Raw genomic sequence first — 18,612 nt, 5'->3', positions numbered from 1 at the left:
AAAACTTGATCCAGCCCCAACCATAATTGATCGTCAGCGATCAGCGGGGCGATCGCCGGCGATCGCCAATATCACGCTGAGTACCAAGATCCAAAGGTGAAGCCCTCCGCGTGTGACTCTCGGTGAGAGACCGCGAGCTTCGCGCCCTCCGTCAGGGTCGCCACCGTGACCCTCCCGGTACGGTCCCGGAGCACCGCGGGCACCCCGTGCGCCGCCTCCCCCGCCAGTCCGTTCCACCAGACGCCCGCGTCGGGCCGCCCCTCAGCGAAGGCGCCGATCTCGCAGGATCCGCCGGCCCCGGAGCGGACGAGCAGCGAGTAGTCCCACCCGTCGACGCGGACCCCGGGCACCCCGGTGACCGGCGCCTCCCCCTCGGCCGCCCCCAGGGGGACCGGGGCGTGCGCGCCCGACTGCCAGACGCACGGCTCGTTCGTCCGCAGATCACGGAAGACCACCGTGCCCGGTTCGGGGCCCGCCGCCATGGAGCCGGGGCGGGGAGCGAACGGCACCGCGCGGTCCTCGGTCCAGGCGGCGTCGTACCCGGGCCGGTGCCAGCGGACGACGCCCGGGGTGTCCCGCAGCCGGGCGAAGAGCTGGACGTCCCCCTTGGGCGTGGTGACGGTGACCAGTTCGTCCGCGACGCGCAGGCCCGAGAGGTGGCGCCACGGGGTCCAGGCACTCTCGGGCCGCTGTTCGCGGTAGCTCACGCTGTGCCCGAAGTTCCGCGCGAAGACCACGACACCGCCTGCGGCGTCGAACCCGGCCGCCGGGAATCCGGTCTCCCGGCTCTTGTACGCGTCACCGGGGTTCGGGCTCCCGAGGGAGTGCCACGGAGTGAGCGGATGCCCCGAGCGGTACTGGGCGGCGTGGACGATCTCCACGTTCGCCCCGCCGTCCGTGCGCGCGGTCCTGCGCAGCGCGAAGAGGTGGGCGAAGCCCGAGAGGTCGCGCACGACACGGAGGCCGGGCATCAGCCTCGGCCCCGGAAGGAGCTCGGGCCCGTCCCAGTCCGCGCCGTGCGGGCGCGGCTGGGTCCACCGCAGCACGCCCGCCGCCGAGGGGAGGAACGCGGTCGCCCGGCCGTCGAACCCCTCGGTCAGCCACCCCGTCACGGCCGGGTAACGCGGGCAGGAGGTGGCGGGCAGTTGCGGAGTGGCCGCCTCCGTCCGGCGGCAGTCGACCAGTACGGGCGTCGCCGATTCGCGCTGGAGGACGCGTGCGGCGTCCAGCGCGAGCAGCGCCCCGGCAGCGCGCCCCGGCGGCTCGTCGTGCACGGGGCAGTTCCGGTCCGTGTCCCAGCCGGTATGGGTCGGATCGGGGTCCGGGACGCGGATGCGCAGGGGCTGGAGGGCCCGCAACTCCTTCACGATTGCGGTGACGCCGGGCTCGTCGAGGATCCGGGGCCGCCCCCACACCTCGCACCCGCGCGCGGAGGCGTCGGCGAGCGCGCGGTCCAGGGCTGCGCGCCCCTCCTCGCCGTCGTCCCGGAGACAGATCACCGCGATCTCCGGCCCGGCGGCCGCCTCGGCCGCGACGAGCAGCGCGGCGTCGGCCGCGCACTCCGCCACGACGGCCACACGGCCGTTCCCCGCAGGGGCTTTCATATCCGGCTCCAGTCACCCAGGGTCAGACCGGGGCCGTCCGTCTGCCGCGCGAGGACGGGGCGTCCGTCGGCCCCGGATACGGCCACGACCACCCGCCCGTATCCGTCGAGCGCGAGCGAGGGGTCACCGGCGGCGGTCGCACCGGTGTCGGTCCACCACATCCCGCCCCGTTCCTCCTCGGTGGAGCAGGCGCCCAGATGGACCGAGCCGTCCGGGCCCCGCACCGCGAGCACCGTGCAGTCGAAACCGTCCACCGTCCCCCGCACGGCCGCGATGCGGCCGTCGCCCGGAGTTCCGCCCAGCGGCATCGGCCAGTTCCCGGGCCGGAAGGCGACGACTCCGCCGCCGCGGACATCTGTCAGGTAGTGCGTCATGCGCCCCGGAGCGGTCTCCAGAGCCGTCGCGCTCCCGGGCAGCGGAACGACGCCGGCGTCATAGCCCCGGGCCAGGCCCTCGCCCTGGCCGCTCTGGCGCAGATGGAGGGCTGCCGCGCGGGTGGGGGCGAGCAGCTCGACCAGTCCGCCGGCCGTCGCCGCGAGTGACGGCCGGTCGGTGACCCCGGCGATGTCGAGTTCCTTCCACGCCTCCCACTGCCCGTTCCGGTCCTCGCGTCGCAGCGCCGCGCCGCCCCACGCCGTCGGAACACAGACGTACAGCGCGCCGCCGTTCGCCACGGCCGCGCTGGGGACGCCCACCTGCTCGGAGCGGTCGAGGTCCTTGAAGGGGTTGCCCAGCGACCGCCACTCGGTGACGGGCCGTCCGGTCTGGTACTGGGTGGCGCACACGATGTCCACGGCCGACCTGCCGTCGGCCTTCGGCCGCACCCGGCGCCCGACGAAGTGGACGTAACGATTCTGCCCCTGGGCCACCGTGAGGTGGGTCAGGTCCTTCACCGGATGGGCGTCCGGCCCCGACCAGCGCGAAGCCCCGACCGCCTCCTGCGTCCAGCGGAGCAGCGCGTCCCCGGTGTGCAGATAGACGGTGAGCCGGCCATCGTGTCCGACGAGCAGCCAGGGACCGCCCTCCGTGCGGCCGGGCTCCCCCTCGCCATGGGCGGAGGGCGCGTTCCGCCGCTCCGTTCCGTACAGCGAGGCACCCCGCATGGCTCGTCCTCAACCTTTCAGGGCAGCGGGCCCCCACGACGGGGGCCGGAACCGAGACATCATAGACAGGACCGGAACAAATGAGCGATGAGCGCCCGTTCTGTCACAGTTGCGCGACAGCCTTCGTACGTACACCTGATCGACTGCTTATAGTGCTCATCCCGGGAAAACGAGGACCGGCTCCACCCCCCACCCGAGTCCCAGCCCCATCATTTGCGCCCTGACCAGGCCACAAGCTGTGAGGACTCATTCAGGATGAGCCAAGACGACACGACCCCCGGCCAGGGGAGCTCCCCGGAGACCCCCCGCCGCCGTGGGCGCAAGCGTGTCCGGACGCGGGGCCAGCGAATACGGCGGGTGATCCTGGTCTCGGCCCTGGTGCTCGTCGTCGCCGCGGGCGGTACCGCGTGGTGGTTCTGGAGCCACCTCAACGGCAACATCAAGGGCGTCGACATCAACAAGGCGCTCGGTGAGGACCGTCCCGAGAAGCTGCCCACCAGCGGGCAGAACCTGCTGGTTCTGGGGTCCGACTCGCGGGCCGGCTCGGAGAACAAGGAGCTGGGCGGCGGGATCGGGGTCAGCGGGGCCCGGTCCGACACCGCGCTCGTCGTGCACATCCCGGAGGGCCGTGACAAGGCCGTCGCCGTGTCCATCCCGCGCGACACCCTGGTGACCCGGCCCGACTGCACCAAGGGCGACGGTTCCACGGTGGCCGGCAAGGACCGTGTGATGTTCAACTCGGTGTACTCGCAGGTCGGTCCGGCGTGTGTGGTCAAGACCGTCGAGAAGATGTCCGGGGTGCGGATCGACCACTACCTGGAGATCAACTTCGCCGGGTTCAAGGGGCTCGTGGACGCCATCGGCGGGGTGAACATCGACGTCAAGGAACCCATCCACGACAAGAAGACCGGGCTGAACGTCGACGCCGGACCGCACAAGTTCGACGGCACCGAGTCCCTGAAGTTCGTCCGTACCCGGTACAGCCTCAGCGACGGCACCGACCTGAGCCGCATCGGGCTCCAGCAGCAGTTCCTGATGGCGCTGCTCAAGGAGGTCAAGAGCCAGGACCTGCTCGGCAGCCCGACCAGCGCCTACAAGATCGCCAACTCGGCCACGGCGGCCCTGACCACCGACGACGAACTGGCCTCGCTCACCTCGCTCGCGAAGTTCGCCCGGTCCATGAACGGGGTCGACCCGGACACGATGGAGACAATCATGCTCCCCGTCGAGTACGACAAGATCGACCACAACCGCGTCGTGGCCGTGAAGCCGCGGGCGGACGCGCTGTGGAAGGCGCTCCGCGAGGACACCCCGATCCCCGAGTCCGCCAAGAAGTCCCCGGCGCTCGGCCAGGGCTGAGCAGCATCGCGGCATACGGCCCCGGGAGCGGTCCCGGGGCCGTGGTGGTTCACACCCGTTGCGCCGGTCCCAGCGCGAGGCCCGGTTCGTCGTTCTGCCGGGCCACGTACAGCCCGCCGCGCTCGCCGATCATCGCGAGCACCACGCGACCCTCGCCGTCGAGCGCCAACGCCGGGGGCGCCGAGGTGCGTTCGCCGGTCGCCGCCCACCACAGGCCGCCCGCCTCGTTCTCCGTACCGCAGGCCGCGAGCAGCACGCGGCCGTCGCGGGTGCGGTGGGCGAGCACCGTGCAGTCGTAGTCGTCCAGTTCGGCGCGGAGCACGGCGATCCGGCCCTCGGCCGGGGTGTCCCCGATCGTGATGGGCGGGGTGTCCAGGCGGGTGGCGACCAGGGTGCCGGTGGTGGCGTCGGTCCAGTAGAAGGTGTTGCGGTCGGGCGCGGTCTCCAGCACGCTCACCGCGCCGCCGGCGATCTTGACGTTGAGGTTGTCGCCCTTCTGGAAGGCGCCGCCCGGCTCGGCCTGCGCCCACCGCATGGCCTTGTTGGTGCCGGGGACCAGGAGCTCCATGCGGCCCGAATCGGCGACCGCGACGGCCATCGTCTCCTTGCCCAGGGTGCCCCTGAGGTCCTTCCACCCCTCCCACTTGCCGCTCTTCGCCTCGCGGCGCAGCATCATGCCGCCGTTGGCGTTGCGGACGAAGACGTGGACCATGCCGGTCGGGGCGACGGCGGCGGCCGGCGGGCCGATGCGGGCAGCGCGCTCGTCCCCGTCCTTGTACGGATTGCCCACGGTCCGCCACGCGGTGACCGGGCGGCCCGTCTGGTACTGGATGGCGTGCACGAGGTCGACCTGCGGCTGCTCCTCGTCGCCGTGGACCGTGCGGCGGCCGATGAAGTGGACGTAGCCGTCCGGGCCCTGGGCGACGCCGAGGTGGGTCAGGTCCGGCACCGGGAAGAACTCGGGGCCCTGCCAGCCGGGGCCGCCGGGGCACTCCTCGGTCCAGCGCAGCAGCCCGTCCTCGTTGCGCGCGTAGGCGGTGAGCCTGCCGTCCTTGCCACGCACGAGCCAGCCTCCGTCGACCGGGGTCTCGCCGGTGCCACGGGCGCTTTCGACGTCTCGCAGGGCATCGTCGCCCTTGCCCGAGGCGCTCCCCTGGGCACGTCTCGACCTGACTCGCATGTCGTGGCGTCTTCCTTCCGTGATGGTCCGCCCCCGATCTGCGGCTTTGTGTCACGACCGGCATCCGGAAGGCGGGGAGCACCCATCATAGAATCACCGTTCGAACCCTTGGAATCACCGCGTCCGCACCGCTTGCGCGCGGTTTCGGCACACTCCGGACATGACAGGCTGACCCCATGCCGAATCCGCTGCCCCTGGTGATCGTCGACGCGGCCAATGTCGTCGGGTCCGTCCCGGACGGCTGGTGGCGCGACCGGCGGGGCGCGGCCGAGCGGCTGCGCGACTCGCTGGTCCGCTACGCCTCCGACGGCCTGCCCGGTACGCCCGGCCCCGTCGATCTGGTGCTGGTGGTCGAGGGGCGGGCCCGGGACGTCGCGCCGGTGCCCGGGGTGCGGGTGGAGGCGGCCCCGGGCAGCGGTGACGACCTGATCGCCGAACTGGCGGCGGGCGCGGCGGCGGAGGCCGCGCCGCGCCCCTGCGTCGTCGTCACCGCGGACCGGGAGCTGCGCCGCCGGGTCGAGGCGCACGGGGCGCGGTGCACGGGGCCGCGTACGGTGCGGCCGGGGGCCTAGGGCCTTCCCTTTGAATCAGGCCGGGTCAGACCCGGTCGCGGTTCACCCGGCTGTGCGAGCGGCCGTACGCGAAGTAGATGACCACGCCGATCACCATCCAGACCGCGAACCGCAGCCAGGTCTCGGCCGGCAGGTTGAGCATCAGCCAGACCGAGGCGGCCACCGACACGATCGGGACCGCCGGCACCCACGGGGTGCGGAAAGCGCGGTGCAGGTCCGGGCGGGTGCGGCGCAGCACGATGACGCCGAGCGCGACGACCACGAAGGCGAAGAGCGTGCCGATGTTCACCAGGGTGGCGAGCTCGTTGATGCTGGTCACCCCGGCGACGACGGCGATGATCACGCCGAGCAGGATGGTCGGGCGGTACGGGGTGTGGAAGCGCGGGTGCGTCTTGGAGAAGAACCGCGGGAGCAGGCCGTCGCGGCTCATCGCGAAGAACACCCGGGTCTGGCCGAGCAGCAGGATCATGCAGACCGTGGTGAGGCCGACGGCGGCACCGAAGCTGATGACGCCCGCGTAGAAGGGATGTCCGACGGCCTTGAAGGCGTCGGCGAGCGGGGCGCTGACGGACAGCTCGGTGTAGTGCTGCATGCCGGTGACGACGATCGACACCGCGACGTAGAGCACGGTGCAGATGAACAGCGAGGCCAGGATGCCGCGCGGCATGTCGCGCTGCGGCAGCTTCGTCTCCTCCGCGGCCGTGGCGACGACGTCGAAGCCGATGAAGGCGAAGAAGACGATGGAGGCGGCGGTGAAGATGCCCATGACGCCGAAGTTCGTCGGGGCGTAGCCGAAGATCAGCTGGACCAGCGGGGCGTCGAACCCGGACCCGGAGGGCTGGGGCTCGGCGTCGGGGATGAACGGGGAGTAGTTCCCGGTGTCGATGAAGAACAGGCCCGCGATGATGACGATCAGGACGACGGCGATCTTGATGGCGACCACCACCGTGGTGACCCGGGCGGAGAGCTTCATGCCCAGCACCAGGATCACGGTCAGGACCAGCACCAGGGCGAAGGCCAGGATGTCGAAGCCGAAGCCGTCCGCCACGTCCGGCCCGGACAGCACGTCCGGCAGGTGCCAGCCCGCGTTGTCCAGCAGCGAGCGGACGTACCCGGACCAGCCGACCGCGACCACCGCCGTGCCCAGCGCGAACTCCAGCACCAGGTCCCAGCCGATGATCCAGGCGACCAGTTCGCCGAGGGAGGCGTACGAGAAGGTGTACGCGGACCCCGCGACCGGGACGGTGGAGGCGAACTCCGCGTAGCACAGGGCGGCCAGCGCGCAGACGACGCCCGCGACGACGAAGGCGAGGGCGGTGGCCGGGCCGGCCGTCTCCTTGGCGACCTTGCCGGTGAGGACGAAGATGCCGGTGCCGATGACGACGCCGACCCCGAAGACCGTGAGGTCGAGGGCCGAGAGCGACTTCTTGAGGGCGTGCTCCGGCTCCTCCGTGTCGCGGATGGACTGCTCGACCGTCTTGGTCCTGAACAGCCCGTTCTTGCCCGGGGGCAGGTCCTGCTGCGTGCTCACCGGCGTACCTCCACGCACTCGTCGTGCACGCCAGTCTCCGGACCCGGCCCCACCCCCCGTTCGCGGCACGCCTGCGGCGGCCGGATTTCACGCGAACGGGCCGGTCGGACCACTCGTTACGGGTGGTCCGACCGGCCCGTTCGGCCGAGCTGCTAGGGGTCAGTCCCGGACGCGCTCCACGACGGTGCGGTCCTCCGCCGACTCGTAGCGCCCGTCCAGCTTGGCGACCAGGCCGGTGACCTGGCGGGCGATGTCCGGGGCGGTCAGCCCGATCTCGGCCATGACCTCCTTGCGGGAGGCGTGGTCGAGGAAGACCGGCGGGATGCCGAAGTCGCGGAGCGGGACGTCGACGTCCGCGTCGCGCAGCGCCTGGGAGACCGCGGAGCCGACGCCGCCGGCCCTGCTGTTGTCCTCGACGGTGACGACGACGCGGTGCTGCGCGGCGAGCGGGGCCAGGGCCTCGTCCACCGGCTTCACCCAGCGCGGGTCCACGACGGTCGTGGAGATGCCCTGGGCGTCGAGCAGGTCGGCGATCTCCAGGCACATCGGGGCGAGCGCGCCGATGGAGACGAGCAGCACGTCGGGCCGGGCGGCGCCGGGCTCGCGGAGCACGTCCATGCCGCCCACGGTGCCGACGGCCTTGACCGACGGGCCGACCGCGCCCTTGGAGAAGCGGACGACCGTGGGTGCGTCGTCGACCTCGACGGCCTCGCGCAGCTGGGCGCGGACCTGGTCGGCGTCGCGCGGGGCGGCGATCCGCAGGCCGGGCACGACCTGGAGGATCGACATGTCCCACATGCCGTTGTGCGAGGCGCCGTCCGTACCGGTGATGCCGGCCCGGTCCAGGACGAAGGTGACCCCGCACTTGTGCAAGGCGACGTCCATCAGGACCTGGTCGAAGGCGCGGTTGAGGAAGGTGGCGTACACCGCGAAGACCGGGTGGAGGCCGCCGGTGGCGAGGCCGGCCGCGGAGACCGCGCCGTGCTGCTCGGCGATGCCGACGTCGTAGATCCGGTCCGGGAAGTCCTTCTCGAACCGGGTCAGGCCGACCGGCTGGAGCATGGCCGCGGTGATCGCGACGATGTCCTCGCGCTCGTGGCCGAGCTTGACCATCTCCTCGCCGAACACCGAGGTCCAGTCGAGGCCGGAGGTGGCGACGGGCAGGCCCGTGTCGGGGTGGATCTTGCCGACGGCGTGGAAACGGTCGGCCTCGTCCTGGAGGGCGGGGGTGTAGCCGCGGCCCTTCTCGGTGAGGCAGTGCACGATGACCGGACCGCCGAAGCGCTTGGCGCGCTGGAGGGCGGACTCCAGGGCCTCGATGTCGTGGCCGTCGATGGGGCCGACGTACTTGAGGCCGAGATCCTCGAACATGCCCTGCGGGGCGATGAAGTCCTTCAGGCCCTTCTTGGCGCCGTGCAGGGTCTCGTACAGCGGCTTGCCGACGACGGGGGTGCGCTCCAGGAGGTCCTTGCCGCGGGCCAGGAAGCGTTCGTAGCCGTCGGTGGTGCGCAGGGTGGCCAGGTGGTTGGCGAGGCCGCCGATGGTGGGTGCGTAGGAGCGCTCGTTGTCGTTGACGACGATGACGAGGGGGCGGTCCTTGGCGGCGGCGATGTTGTTCAGCGCCTCCCAGGCCATGCCGCCGGTGAGGGCGCCGTCGCCGATGACCGCGACGACGTGGTCGTCCTTGCCGCGGACCTCGTTGGCCTTGGCGAGGCCGTCGGCCCAGCCGAGGACGGTGGAGGCGTGCGAGTTCTCGATGACGTCGTGCTCGGACTCGGCGCGCGAGGGGTAGCCGGAGAGGCCGCCCTTGCTCTTGAGCCTGCTGAAGTCCTGGCGGCCGGTGAGGAGCTTGTGCACGTAGCTCTGGTGGCCGGTGTCGAAGAGGACCTTGTCCTTCGGCGAGTCGAAGACCCGGTGCAGGGCGATGGTGAGCTCGACCACGCCGAGGTTGGGTCCGAGGTGTCCGCCGGTCTTGGAGACCGCGTCGACCAGGAAGGTCCGGATCTCCTCGGCGAGCTGCTCCAGCTGCTCGGGAGTGAGCCGGTCGAGGTCACGCGGTCCGCCGATGCGGGTCAGCAGATCCCATCCGTCGCCCACCACCGCCCGTGCGTGACGCGCTTCGCGCGGCTGTGTCACCGTGCCTCCTTGCGATTGTGCTGGTCGAGCATGCCGATCCGATGAGTCTAACGGCCTCCCCCCGAAGCGGGAGTCGGGGCGTGCTGCCCCTTCCGTGCCGGTACGCGCCGGAGCCCGGCGCCCTCCGTGGGGGCGCCGGGCTCCGGCGGGTGGTGCGTACGCGCGCGGCCTGCGGTGTTGCGTGTCGCTAGGCGCGCCCTGCGGTCTTCTGCGTCTTGCGGGAGACCGAGTCGATGATCACGGCGATGAGGAGGACCGCACCGGTGATCATGTACTGGATCGCGTTGGACGACAGGTTCATCTGGTTCAGGCCCTGGACGATCGACTGGATGACCAGGATGCCGAGGAGCGCGGACCAGACCTTGCCGCGTCCGCCGAACAGGGACGTACCGCCGATGACGGCCGCGGCGATGCACATCATGAGCTGGTTGCCGCCGCCGAGGGAGCGGTCGGCGCCGCCGGTCGCGGAGGCCAGGAAGAGGCCGCCGACCGCACCGAGCGTGCCGGAGATCATGAACACCGAGATGCGGATCCAGGAGACGTTGATACCGGCGCGGCGCGCGGCCTCGACGCCACCGCCGACCGCGAAGACCTGACGGCCGTACGTGGTGCGGCGCAGCACGAAGTCGGTGATGACCAGGATCGCGAGGAAGATCACCAGGGAGAGCGGGAGGCCCTGCTCCTGGTTGAACGCGTACGCGGCGAGGAGGGCCAGGACGGCGAGCAACGCGGTGCGCAGGATGATCTCGCTCTGCGGGCGGGCCGGCAGCTCGGCGGCCTTGCGGCGCCGCGCGTCACGCAGCTGCGTGAGGTAGAAGGCGACGATCACAACGATGGCGAGGCCGTAGGCGGCGGCGACGTCCTCGAAGTAGTAGCTGGTCAGGTCGCGGACGAAGCTGCCGAGCGGGGTGGTGATGGTGGACTTCTCGCCCATCACCCAGGTCTGCATGCCGGCCCAGCCCAGGAAGCCCGCCAGGGTCACGACGAACGCGGGCACGCCGATCTTGGCGAAGACGATGCCGTGGAAGGCGCCGATGACCGTGCCGGAGAGGATGCCGAGCAGGATGGCGAGGCCGTCGGGCATGTCCGAGCCGAGGACGGCCCACACCGCGCCCGCCAGACCGGCGACGGAGCCGACCGCGAGGTCGATCTCGCCGAGCAGCAGGACGAAGACGATACCGACGGCCATGATGCCGGGGCCCGCCGCGTACAGCGTGATCTGGTCGAGGTTGTACGAGGTGAGGAAGTTGCCGGTCTCGGCCTGGAAGACGATGCCGATGATGATCAGGCCGACCACGACGGGCAGCGAGCCGATCTCGCCCGAGCGCACCTTGCGCTTGAACTCGGTCCAGTAGCCCTTGAAGCCCTGCTCGCGGACGAGCAGCCGGGGGTCGACGACGCGCACGGCGCCCTCGGCCGCCGCGGGGGCCTCGGTGGTCTCGGGGGCCTCGGTGGGCTCCGCCTGGGCCGGGACCTTGGCCGAAGTCTCGTTGGTGTTGCTCACTTGGATGCCTCCGCGCTGCGCGACTTGCGACGGGTCACGGCGTTGTCCGTGGCGCCCGTGATCGCGGCGATGATTTCTTCGTGGCTGGTCGTGGCCACGGGGAAGACGCCGTTGTTGTGGCCGAGTCGCAGCACGGCGACCTTGTCGGCCACGGCCTTCACATCGGCCATGTTGTGGCTGATGAGGATGACGCCGAGGTTCTGCTCGCGCAGCCGCTCCACGAGGTCGAGGACCTGGGCGGTCTGCTCGACGCCGAGGGCCGCGGTGGGCTCGTCCAGGATCACGATCTTGGGGTTGCCGACCAGGGCGCGGGCGATGGCCACGACCTGGCGCTGACCGCCGGAGAGCGCGGCGACCGGGATGCGGACGCTGGGGATGCGGATGGAGAGGGTCGACAGGAGGTCCTGGGCCCGCTTCTCCATGGCGACCTCGTCGAGGACGCCGCCCTTCTTGATCTCGCGCCCGAGGAAGAGGTTGGCGACGACGTCCAGGTTGTCGCAGAGCGCGAGGTCCTGGTAGACGGTCGCGACGCCGAGGTTCTGGGCGTCGTGCGGACGGCTGATGTCCACCTTCGCGCCCTCCCACTCGATGACGCCCTCATCGATGGGGTGCACGCCGGCGATCGTCTTGACCAGCGTGGACTTTCCGGCACCGTTGTCGCCGACGAGGGCGACCACTTCTCCGGCGTGGACTTCGAGATCGACACCGGAGAGGACCTGGACCGCTCCGAATCGCTTGAAGACTCCACGCAACGCCAGCACGGGCGTCTGTGACACGTGAACCATCTCCTTCGCCGCCTGACCGGCGGGGATGTGCCGCCTGACCGGCGGAGACGCCGCGCCGCGAGGGCAGCGTCGACATACGGGAAGCACTGGGGGGGAAGAGTGTCCGGCACCCGGCCGGAAGCGGGGTGTGAGCCGGCCGGGGCCGGACAGTCATGGGGGCGCGGGCGGATTCCGCCGTGCGGGGCGGTACCGGACCCGCACGCGCCGGGGCCTGTCGGCCCCGGCGCGAGGAGGGACTACTTGATGCCCAGCGCGGTGCACTTGGCGGCGATGTCCTTGACGCAGACGTCGGCGACCTTGTAGATGCCGTCCTTGATCACGGTGGACTCGATGTTGTCCTTGTTCACCACGGTCGGCTCGAGCAGCGTGGACGGAACGCCGTCCGTCTCGCCCTGGGCGCCGATGTCCTTGCCCTGGAGCAGGTTGACGGCGAACTGGGCGGCCGCGGGGGCCAGCTGCTTCGGCGACTTGTAGATCGTGAAGGTCTGCGTACCGGCGATGATCCGCTGGATGCCGGGGAGCTCGGCGTCCTGGCCGCCCACCGGGATGTCCTTGATGCCGGCGTTGCTCAGCGAGGTGATGATGCCGCCCGCCATGCCGTCGTTGGCGGAGTAGACGGCGTCGATCTTGCCCTTGCCGACCGAGGAGATCGCGGCGGTCATCTTCTCACCGGCGATCTTCGGGTCCCACTCGCCGGACGCCTCGTAGGCGATCTTGATCTTGCCGTCGAGGGACGCGTGGGCGCCCTTCTTGAACAGACCGGCGTTCGGGTCCTTCTCGTCACCGTTGATCATGACGAGGTTGGCCTTGGCGGCCTTGGCACCCAGGGCGTCGAGGACGGCCTGGCCCTGGAGGCGGCCGATCTTCTCGTTGTCGTGGCTGACGTAGGCGTCGGCACCCGCGATGGCGCGGTCGTACGCGACGACCTTGACGCCCTTCTTGTGCGCGGCCTCGACCCAGGCGGCGGACTTCTCGGCGTCGACCGAGGAGATCGCGATGACCTTGATGCCGTCGGCGATCTGCTGCTCGAACTGCTGCTTCTGCTGGCCGACGTCCCCGGCCGCGTTGTTGTAGACGACCTCGCAGTCGGCGCAGTCCTTCTTGACCGCCTCGATGAACAGCGGCTTGTCCAGCGTCTCGTAGCGGGCGGTCTTGTTCTCCGGGAGCAGCAGACCGATCTTGGTCTTGCTGCCCGAGTCCGCCGAGTCCTTCTTGTCGTCGCCGGCCTTGCCGCAAGCGGCGAGGGAGACGGCCATCGAAACGGCGGCCGTGCCTATGACGATGCGTCGCGTCATTGCGTTCATTGGGGGTTTGCCTCCCTGACGAGGCCGCAACGTCGCGGCCGAGGTGGCTGGAAGTCAACTCGGCCGCGAGGGCGGCGTCAAGGAGTAAATCCTTAACGAGATGACAACGGTGCCATTCGTTATCTAAGTGAAGGCAGGAGTGGCCGCGGGGAGGGTGCTCTCCAAAAGGGTTGAATCCCCCATCTCGCTCAGGACGAGCGCCAGCGCGCCCAGCACCTCCGCACGGCCCCCCAGGGCCCCCGGAAGCACGGACAGCTGCCGGGCCGCGCTGGGGATGGCGTAACGCGACACGGAGTCCCTGATGGGCCCCAGGACCAGCTCCCCGGCCTCCGCCAGCGAGCCGCCCAGCACCACGCGGCTCGGGTTCAGCAGATTGCAGAGGTTGGCCACCCCACTGCCGATGTGCCGCCCGACGTCACCGATCACCCGCCGGCACCCCGGATCCCCCTCGCGGGCCAGCTGGACCACCCGCTCCATGGTGAGATCGGGGCCGTGGCTGGGCTGGAGCAGGGGCAGGACGTAGCGCGCGGCCGTGAAGGTCTCCAGGCAGCCGCGGTTGCCGCAGCGGCAGACCGGGCCCGATTCGTCCAGGGTGATGTGGCCGATCTCGCCGGCCGTGCCACCTGGGCCCCGGTAGATGTGCCCGTCGATCACCAGACCGGCGCCGACACCGCTGGCGACCTTGATGTACGCGAGGTCCCTGACCCCCCGGCCGCTCCCCCACACCAGCTCGCCCAGGGCCCCGAGATTGGCGTCGTTGTCCACGTAGACCGGCACGCCGAGGCGGGCGGCGAGCTCCTCGCTGGGGTTGATGCCCGTCCACCCCGGCAGGATCGACGTGGAGCCCAGGGTGCCGGACTCGACGTCGATCGGGCCGGGTACACCGAGTCCCACCCCGATGACCTTCCCCGGGCTGATCCCGGTGGTCTCGATCAGCCGGTTGACCAGCTGTTCCGCCCGTCCGAAGCCCTCGGCGGAGGAGGCGTCGACGTCCAGCGGCTCGGACTCCTCGGCGAGCACCTGGTGGGCCAGGTTGCCGACCGCCACGCGCAGGTGGGTGTGGCCGAAGTCGACGCCGATCACGATGCCCGCGTCACCGCTGAGCGAGACGCTGCGGGCCCGGCGGCCGCCCGCCGAGGTGGGGGTCACCTCGACCGTGCCGCTTTCCTTCAGTTCGCGAACGATATTGGAGACGGTGGCCGCGGAGAGGCCCGTACTCCTGGCGATCTCGGCCTGGGTGAGCGAACCGGCCATGCGTACGGCGCGCACGACCCGCTCAAGGTTGGCGCGATGCAGAGACGTCTGCGACCCCGGAGTCTCCATCGACTCACTCACTCCTGCCATATTCTCCAACATGTGAACTCTAAGCTGACCGTTTTCGGGCGGGCCCCGTCAAGACCTTGAGCAGTCGGAGCCACCGATGAGCACTGCTCCTCCACCCCGCGGCCCGGGCGAACTCCCCCGTACACAGACGAACCGCCCGCCGGCTGGGATGCCGGCGGGCGGTTCGCTTCGTTCGTGAAGTGCGTTCAGGGTGTACGGGGTGTTACTTCACCGCTCCCGCGGTCAGCCCCGCCACGACCTGGCGCTGGAAGATGATGTAGGCCGCGAGGACCGGCAGCATCGCCATCACCAGACCGGCGAAGAGGCCGGACCAGTCGCCCTTGTAGCCCTGGCTGCTGGCCAGTTCGACCAGACCCTGCGAGAGCACCCGGTACTTCGGGTCGGTGTTCAGCACCGTCGGCAGCATGTACTGGTTCCACTGGCCGAGGAAGTTGAAGATGCCGACGCTGATCAGGCCGGGCTTGGCCATCGGCAGCATGACCTGGAAGAACGTCCGGGTGTGCGAGGCCCCGTCGATCATCGCCGCTTCCGCCACCGACCCCGGCAGCGTCCGGAAGAAGGAGGTGAGGAAGAAGACGGTGAAGGGCAGCGAGTACGCGATGTAGACCAGGATCAGTCCGTGCCGCGTGTTCAGCATCCCCATGTTGTTCATCACGAAGAACAGCGGGACCAGCGCCAGGATGATCGGGAAGCTCATCCCGCCGATGAACATGTAGTAGATGAAGCGGTTGCCCGGGAAGTCGAACCGGGCGAGCACATAGGCCGCCATCGAACCGAGCAGCAGGGTGCCGATGAGCGAACAGCCCACCACGACGATCGTGTTGAAGAAGTAATCGCTCATGTGCGCCTGGCTCCAGGCGCGCGACCAGTTGTCGAAGTGGAGCTTGTCCGGCAGCGCCCACGGCGTCGACAGGATCGAGTCGTCGGTCTTGAACGACGACATGATCGCCCAGAGCAGCGGCAGCACCACCAGGATCGCCCAGATGATCAGCACGCCGTGCGAGAAGACGTTGAGGGTCTTCCCCTCGCTGCTCTTCTTCTCCTTGCCCGCCGGGGCGGGCGACTTGGACACGGGGGCCGGATCCGTCGCCGCGACCGCGGGAGGGGTTTCAGTGGCCTTCACGCGTGCTCACCTCGTACTACTGTCGAGCCGGCCGCCGCGGCCGGGCTGTCTTGCCTGCTGGGGGTGCGGGGAACGCGTCCCGGGAAGCGCGGCATCAGAACTCCAGCCGCTCGCGCCGGCCCAGCCGCATCACGACGGCGGCGAACGCCATGGTGACGACGAGCAGTCCGACACCGATCGTCGTCGCGTAGCCGGCCTGACCGTCGCGGAAGGCGGTCTGGTAGACGTACAACGGCAGGATCGAGGTCGAGTAGTCGGGACCGCCGGGGCCGACCGTCATGACCTGGACGGCCGTGAACGCCTCGACGCCGAGGGCCAGGATGCCCATGTAGACCCAGCCCGACTGGATGGTGTCCCAGAGCAGCGGGACGGTGATCTTGAAGAACGTCGTGATGCGGCTGGCCCCGTCCAGGAGCGCCGCCTCGTAGAAGTCCTTGGGGATGGACGCCATTCCGGCCGAGAAGAGGACGACGAAGAAGCCGACCGTCGACCAGACCAGCACCACCATGACGCAGATCAGCGCCAGATTCGGATCGCCCAGCCACTCCGGCTGGACGGAGTCCAGACCGATCCCCTCCAGCGCCGAATTGATCATGCCGGAACGCGGGTTGTACGCGAACTGGAAGAGCAGGGCGACGATGACGATCGACAGGACCTGCGGGAAGAAATAGGCGATCTTGTAGAAGCCCGATCCCCGCACGCCGGCGACCGCGGCGTTCTTCCGCCGACGGCCTCCGACGTTGAGCATGAAGGCGAAGAAGAGCGCGAGGCCCAGCGTCACCAGCGGCAGCACCAGCACGAGAATCACGCTGTGCTGGAGCGACTTCCAGAAGATGTCGTCCTTCAGCATCCTGGAGTAGTTGCCGAAGCCGACCATCTTGAAGTCGGGGCTCAGTCCGGTCCAGTCCGTGAAGGAATAGTAGATGGCCTGGATGAACGGCCAGATGACGAAGACCGCATACAACACCAAGGGGACTACCAGGAACCCCACAATGAACCGGTACTTGCCGTGCTGCATCGTTTACCGACCCCGATCTTTCCGCGGGTGCCGCCGCTGGTGACGGTTGCTCACTGGTGCTTGTAGTGCTTGATGGACTGGTCCTTGGCCGCGGCGTCCGCGTAGCCCTGGATCTTCTTGATGGCCTCGGCCGGGGTCAGTCGGCCCGCCATCATCTCACCGAGACCGGCGGTGCCGATCTGCTCCTTCTGGAGCTTGACGTACCAGTCCTGGAGGCGCGGGTTCACCACGTTGTCGCCGGCCTTCTTCAGCGCGTCGACACCGGACTGCATGGCCGTGGAGAGGGTCAGGCCGTCGGTGCCGCCGTTGAAGGCGCTCAGCGACTTCACCTGCTTCGTGAAGTTCTTCGAGGACTCCTCGGAGAGCATGATGCGCAGCTGCTCCATGCCGCCCTGCGGGTTGGCCGCCTTGGCCGGGACGACGAAGGGCTCGCCGCCGGACGCCCAGATGGTGCCGAAGGGCATCGCGTCGGACTTGTCCAGGCTGGACGGGGCCGCGACCATCATCTTGAAGTCCTTGGGCGTGGTCGGCGCCGCCTCGTTCTCCACCCACGAACCGTTCGGGATGAAGAGCGCCTTGCCCTTGGTCCACTCGGTCTGCGACTGGATGTGGGTCAGGCCCGGGGTGCCCTTGAGGATGTACCCCTTCTTGTAGAGCTCGTAGTACGCCTCGAAGGCCGCCTTGACGGCGGGGTCCTTCCACGCGTTCGGCTCCAGGTTGTCGATCTTGTCGAGAACCTCCCGGCCACCGATCTTGGCGATGAACGGGTAGAGGGAGAACGGCAGGTAGTACGGGTACTTACCGGCGTACGTCCAGCCCGCGATGCCCTGCTTCTTCGCCTTGGCGCAGAGGGCGAGCATGTCGTCCCACGTCTCGGGGTACTCCGCGTCCAGCTTCTCCAGGTTGGTCTGCGAGTACCACACGCCGTACACGGTGTACGCGTAGTACATGATCCAGACCGGGTCGCCCTCGAACTGGCCCATCTCCAGAACGCCCGGACGCAGCGTGTCGCGGACCTTCTTGCTCGGGTCGTCGTAGGAGGGGGCGTCCATCAGCGGGGTCAGGTCGAGCAGCTGCTTCTTGCCGACGAGGACACCCATGTCCATCTGCTCGGCGCCCGAGTTGTCGATCAGGTCCGGCGGGGTGCCGCCGTTGAAGCGCGGCTGGAGCTGCGACTGGATCTTCTGCGTCGAGGTGTGCTTGACCTTGGCCTTCGGGAACGCCTCGCCGTACTTCTTCTCGGCGTCCTTGGCGTACTGGTCGCCGAAGCCGCCGTTGAAGATCACCACGTCGAGTGCGGCGCTCTCGTTGACGCCCAGCGGGTTCTTCGCGCTGGTCTTGCCCTTCTTGACGGGCTCGTCGCCGCCACTGTCGCCGCTCGCGCAGGCGGACAGGAAGCTCATGGTCGGAACGGTGATCAGACCGAGTGCGGCAGAACGCTTGATCACATCGCGACGGCCAAGGCCCTCATTGTTGTGGGCGGAGGTGGATCCCATGCTCAAGTCCTCGCCTTCTCCAGGACTCAGGCGGTGTGTACCGGTCGCCCCGTCGTAATTCGCCTCAGCGAAGGGCCCCGCCACCGCGGTCAGTTGCGCTTGGGTGGTACAGATTTCAGGCTAACGATTGCCGTGGGGGGCGACGGGGGACCGAACAGCCGACGCACCTGCGGCGTCGCGTTGTCCTGCCCCCGTGTCCCCCAGCCGCACAACCGGTGAACCAGCTGTGCAGACGCCGACAGGTATAGTCCACTTGCCGCCAACTGAGCAAGATCGAAAGCAAGGTTGCACGGCAGTCTTTCCCGAGTTGAGACCTCGCGGATACCTCGACACTCCGGACCCTCCTTCGGATGTAACGATTTCCGCATTCCGGTCGATTCGGCGGCGGGCCCCGATCCAACTCCCTTGACACCATCAGCCACTTGCCTCCCTACTTGTTCCTGCGCATCTTCTGACAACGTTGTCCAAGCGCACACTTCCCCGGGAGGAATGGCTCGGCATGCACCCCCGACACCGTTCTCGCACGAGACGAAGCAGCACGGCAGCGCTGATC

14 protein-coding genes are annotated in these 18,612 nt (G+C 69.5%); 2 read left to right on the top strand and 12 right to left on the bottom strand.

The window, feature by feature from the left end:
• Nucleotides 1-71: 71 nt before the first annotated feature.
• Nucleotides 72-1,604: a hypothetical protein gene (locus AMK18_RS01680; protein ID WP_241836418.1), complete on the bottom strand. Its 1,533-nt coding sequence runs from the start codon at nt 1,602-1,604 to the stop codon at nt 72-74.
• On the bottom strand, nt 1,601-2,707 hold the full coding sequence (locus tag AMK18_RS01675; protein WP_073861366.1) for a hypothetical protein: 1,107 nt from the start codon (nt 2,705-2,707) through the stop codon (nt 1,601-1,603). Before AMK18_RS01675 ends, AMK18_RS01680 begins: the two co-directional genes overlap by 4 nt.
• Before the next feature lie 255 nt (nt 2,708-2,962).
• Between AMK18_RS01675 and AMK18_RS01670 the strand changes: the two genes are divergently transcribed.
• Nucleotides 2,963-4,066 carry an LCP family protein gene (locus AMK18_RS01670; protein WP_026171199.1) on the top strand — a complete coding sequence of 368 codons (1,104 nt, stop codon included), beginning with the start codon at nt 2,963-2,965 and terminating at the stop codon, nt 4,064-4,066.
• 49 nt (nt 4,067-4,115) lie between these two features.
• Here AMK18_RS01670 and AMK18_RS01665 read toward each other — a convergent pair whose 3' ends face one another.
• Nucleotides 4,116-5,246: a hypothetical protein gene (locus AMK18_RS01665; RefSeq protein WP_073861365.1), complete on the bottom strand. Its 1,131-nt coding sequence runs from the start codon at nt 5,244-5,246 to the stop codon at nt 4,116-4,118.
• A gap of 176 nt (nt 5,247-5,422) precedes the next feature.
• Here AMK18_RS01665 and AMK18_RS01660 point away from each other — a divergent pair, with 176 nt between their 5' ends.
• The gene (locus AMK18_RS01660) at nt 5,423-5,818 is read left to right on the top strand and encodes an NTP pyrophosphohydrolase (RefSeq protein ID WP_073861364.1); all 396 of its coding nucleotides are present in this window, start codon (nt 5,423-5,425) and stop codon (nt 5,816-5,818) included.
• Nucleotides 5,819-5,843: 25 nt separating this feature from the next.
• Here the strand turns inward: AMK18_RS01660 and AMK18_RS01655 are convergent, their stop codons facing one another.
• From AMK18_RS01655 to ngcE, 9 genes are all read right to left on the bottom strand, one after another.
• On the bottom strand, nt 5,844-7,349 hold the full coding sequence (locus AMK18_RS01655) for an amino acid permease (RefSeq protein WP_018100725.1): 1,506 nt from the start codon (nt 7,347-7,349) through the stop codon (nt 5,844-5,846).
• 159 nt (nt 7,350-7,508) lie between these two features.
• Nucleotides 7,509-9,485 (bottom strand): 1-deoxy-D-xylulose-5-phosphate synthase, encoded by a 1,977-nt coding sequence (gene dxs, locus AMK18_RS01650; RefSeq protein ID WP_018100726.1) that lies wholly within the window; start codon nt 9,483-9,485, stop codon nt 7,509-7,511.
• 187 nt (nt 9,486-9,672) lie between these two features.
• Nucleotides 9,673-10,989: a sugar ABC transporter permease gene (locus AMK18_RS01645; protein ID WP_018100727.1), complete on the bottom strand. Its 1,317-nt coding sequence runs from the start codon at nt 10,987-10,989 to the stop codon at nt 9,673-9,675.
• Complete coding sequence (locus AMK18_RS01640) at nt 10,986-11,774, bottom strand: ATP-binding cassette domain-containing protein (RefSeq protein ID WP_063822575.1); 789 nt, start codon at nt 11,772-11,774, stop codon at nt 10,986-10,988. Before AMK18_RS01640 ends, AMK18_RS01645 begins: the two co-directional genes overlap by 4 nt.
• Before the next feature lie 236 nt (nt 11,775-12,010).
• Nucleotides 12,011-13,078 carry a sugar ABC transporter substrate-binding protein gene (locus tag AMK18_RS01635; protein ID WP_026171201.1) on the bottom strand — a complete coding sequence of 356 codons (1,068 nt, stop codon included), beginning with the start codon at nt 13,076-13,078 and terminating at the stop codon, nt 12,011-12,013.
• A 123-nt stretch (nt 13,079-13,201) separates the two neighbouring features.
• The gene (locus AMK18_RS01630; RefSeq protein WP_026171202.1) at nt 13,202-14,401 is read right to left on the bottom strand and encodes an ROK family transcriptional regulator; all 1,200 of its coding nucleotides are present in this window, start codon (nt 14,399-14,401) and stop codon (nt 13,202-13,204) included.
• Nucleotides 14,402-14,624: 223 nt separating this feature from the next.
• Nucleotides 14,625-15,545, bottom strand: a complete 921-nt coding sequence (locus AMK18_RS01625; RefSeq protein WP_026171203.1) for a carbohydrate ABC transporter permease — start codon at nt 15,543-15,545, stop codon at nt 14,625-14,627.
• Between the two features lie 94 nt (nt 15,546-15,639).
• Nucleotides 15,640-16,563 (bottom strand): carbohydrate ABC transporter permease, encoded by a 924-nt coding sequence (locus tag AMK18_RS01620; RefSeq protein WP_018100732.1) that lies wholly within the window; start codon nt 16,561-16,563, stop codon nt 15,640-15,642.
• Nucleotides 16,564-16,613: 50 nt separating this feature from the next.
• Nucleotides 16,614-18,059 carry an N-acetylglucosamine/diacetylchitobiose ABC transporter substrate-binding protein gene (gene ngcE, locus AMK18_RS01615; protein WP_073861363.1) on the bottom strand — a complete coding sequence of 482 codons (1,446 nt, stop codon included), beginning with the start codon at nt 18,057-18,059 and terminating at the stop codon, nt 16,614-16,616.
• Nucleotides 18,060-18,612: the final 553 nt, after the last annotated feature.

It is taken from the genome of Streptomyces sp. CB01249 (assembly GCF_001905735.1).
GTDB lineage: Bacteria > Actinomycetota > Actinomycetes > Streptomycetales > Streptomycetaceae > Streptomyces.
Note: the sequence above shows the minus strand (reverse complement) of the source record. Positions and strands in the feature narration are given on the sequence as shown.

What these genes read in the sequence shown, in the direction of transcription:
- AMK18_RS01640 (WP_063822575.1), bottom strand. Translation starts at nt 11,774, where the DNA reads ATGGTTCACGTGTCACAGACGCCCGTGCTGGCGTTGCGTGGAGTCTTC.
- AMK18_RS01660 (WP_073861364.1), top strand. Translation starts at nt 5,423, where the DNA reads ATGCCGAATCCGCTGCCCCTGGTGATCGTCGACGCGGCCAATGTCGTC.
- AMK18_RS01665 (WP_073861365.1), bottom strand. Translation starts at nt 5,246, where the DNA reads ATGCGAGTCAGGTCGAGACGTGCCCAGGGGAGCGCCTCGGGCAAGGGC.
- AMK18_RS01680 (WP_241836418.1), bottom strand. Translation starts at nt 1,604, where the DNA reads ATGAAAGCCCCTGCGGGGAACGGCCGTGTGGCCGTCGTGGCGGAGTGC.
- AMK18_RS01670 (WP_026171199.1), top strand. Translation starts at nt 2,963, where the DNA reads ATGAGCCAAGACGACACGACCCCCGGCCAGGGGAGCTCCCCGGAGACC.
- AMK18_RS01620 (WP_018100732.1), bottom strand. Translation starts at nt 16,563, where the DNA reads ATGCAGCACGGCAAGTACCGGTTCATTGTGGGGTTCCTGGTAGTCCCC.
- AMK18_RS01635 (WP_026171201.1), bottom strand. Translation starts at nt 13,078, where the DNA reads ATGAACGCAATGACGCGACGCATCGTCATAGGCACGGCCGCCGTTTCG.
- ngcE (WP_073861363.1), bottom strand. Translation starts at nt 18,059, where the DNA reads ATGGGATCCACCTCCGCCCACAACAATGAGGGCCTTGGCCGTCGCGAT.
- AMK18_RS01675 (WP_073861366.1), bottom strand. Translation starts at nt 2,707, where the DNA reads ATGCGGGGTGCCTCGCTGTACGGAACGGAGCGGCGGAACGCGCCCTCC.
- AMK18_RS01630 (WP_026171202.1), bottom strand. Translation starts at nt 14,401, where the DNA reads ATGGAGACTCCGGGGTCGCAGACGTCTCTGCATCGCGCCAACCTTGAG.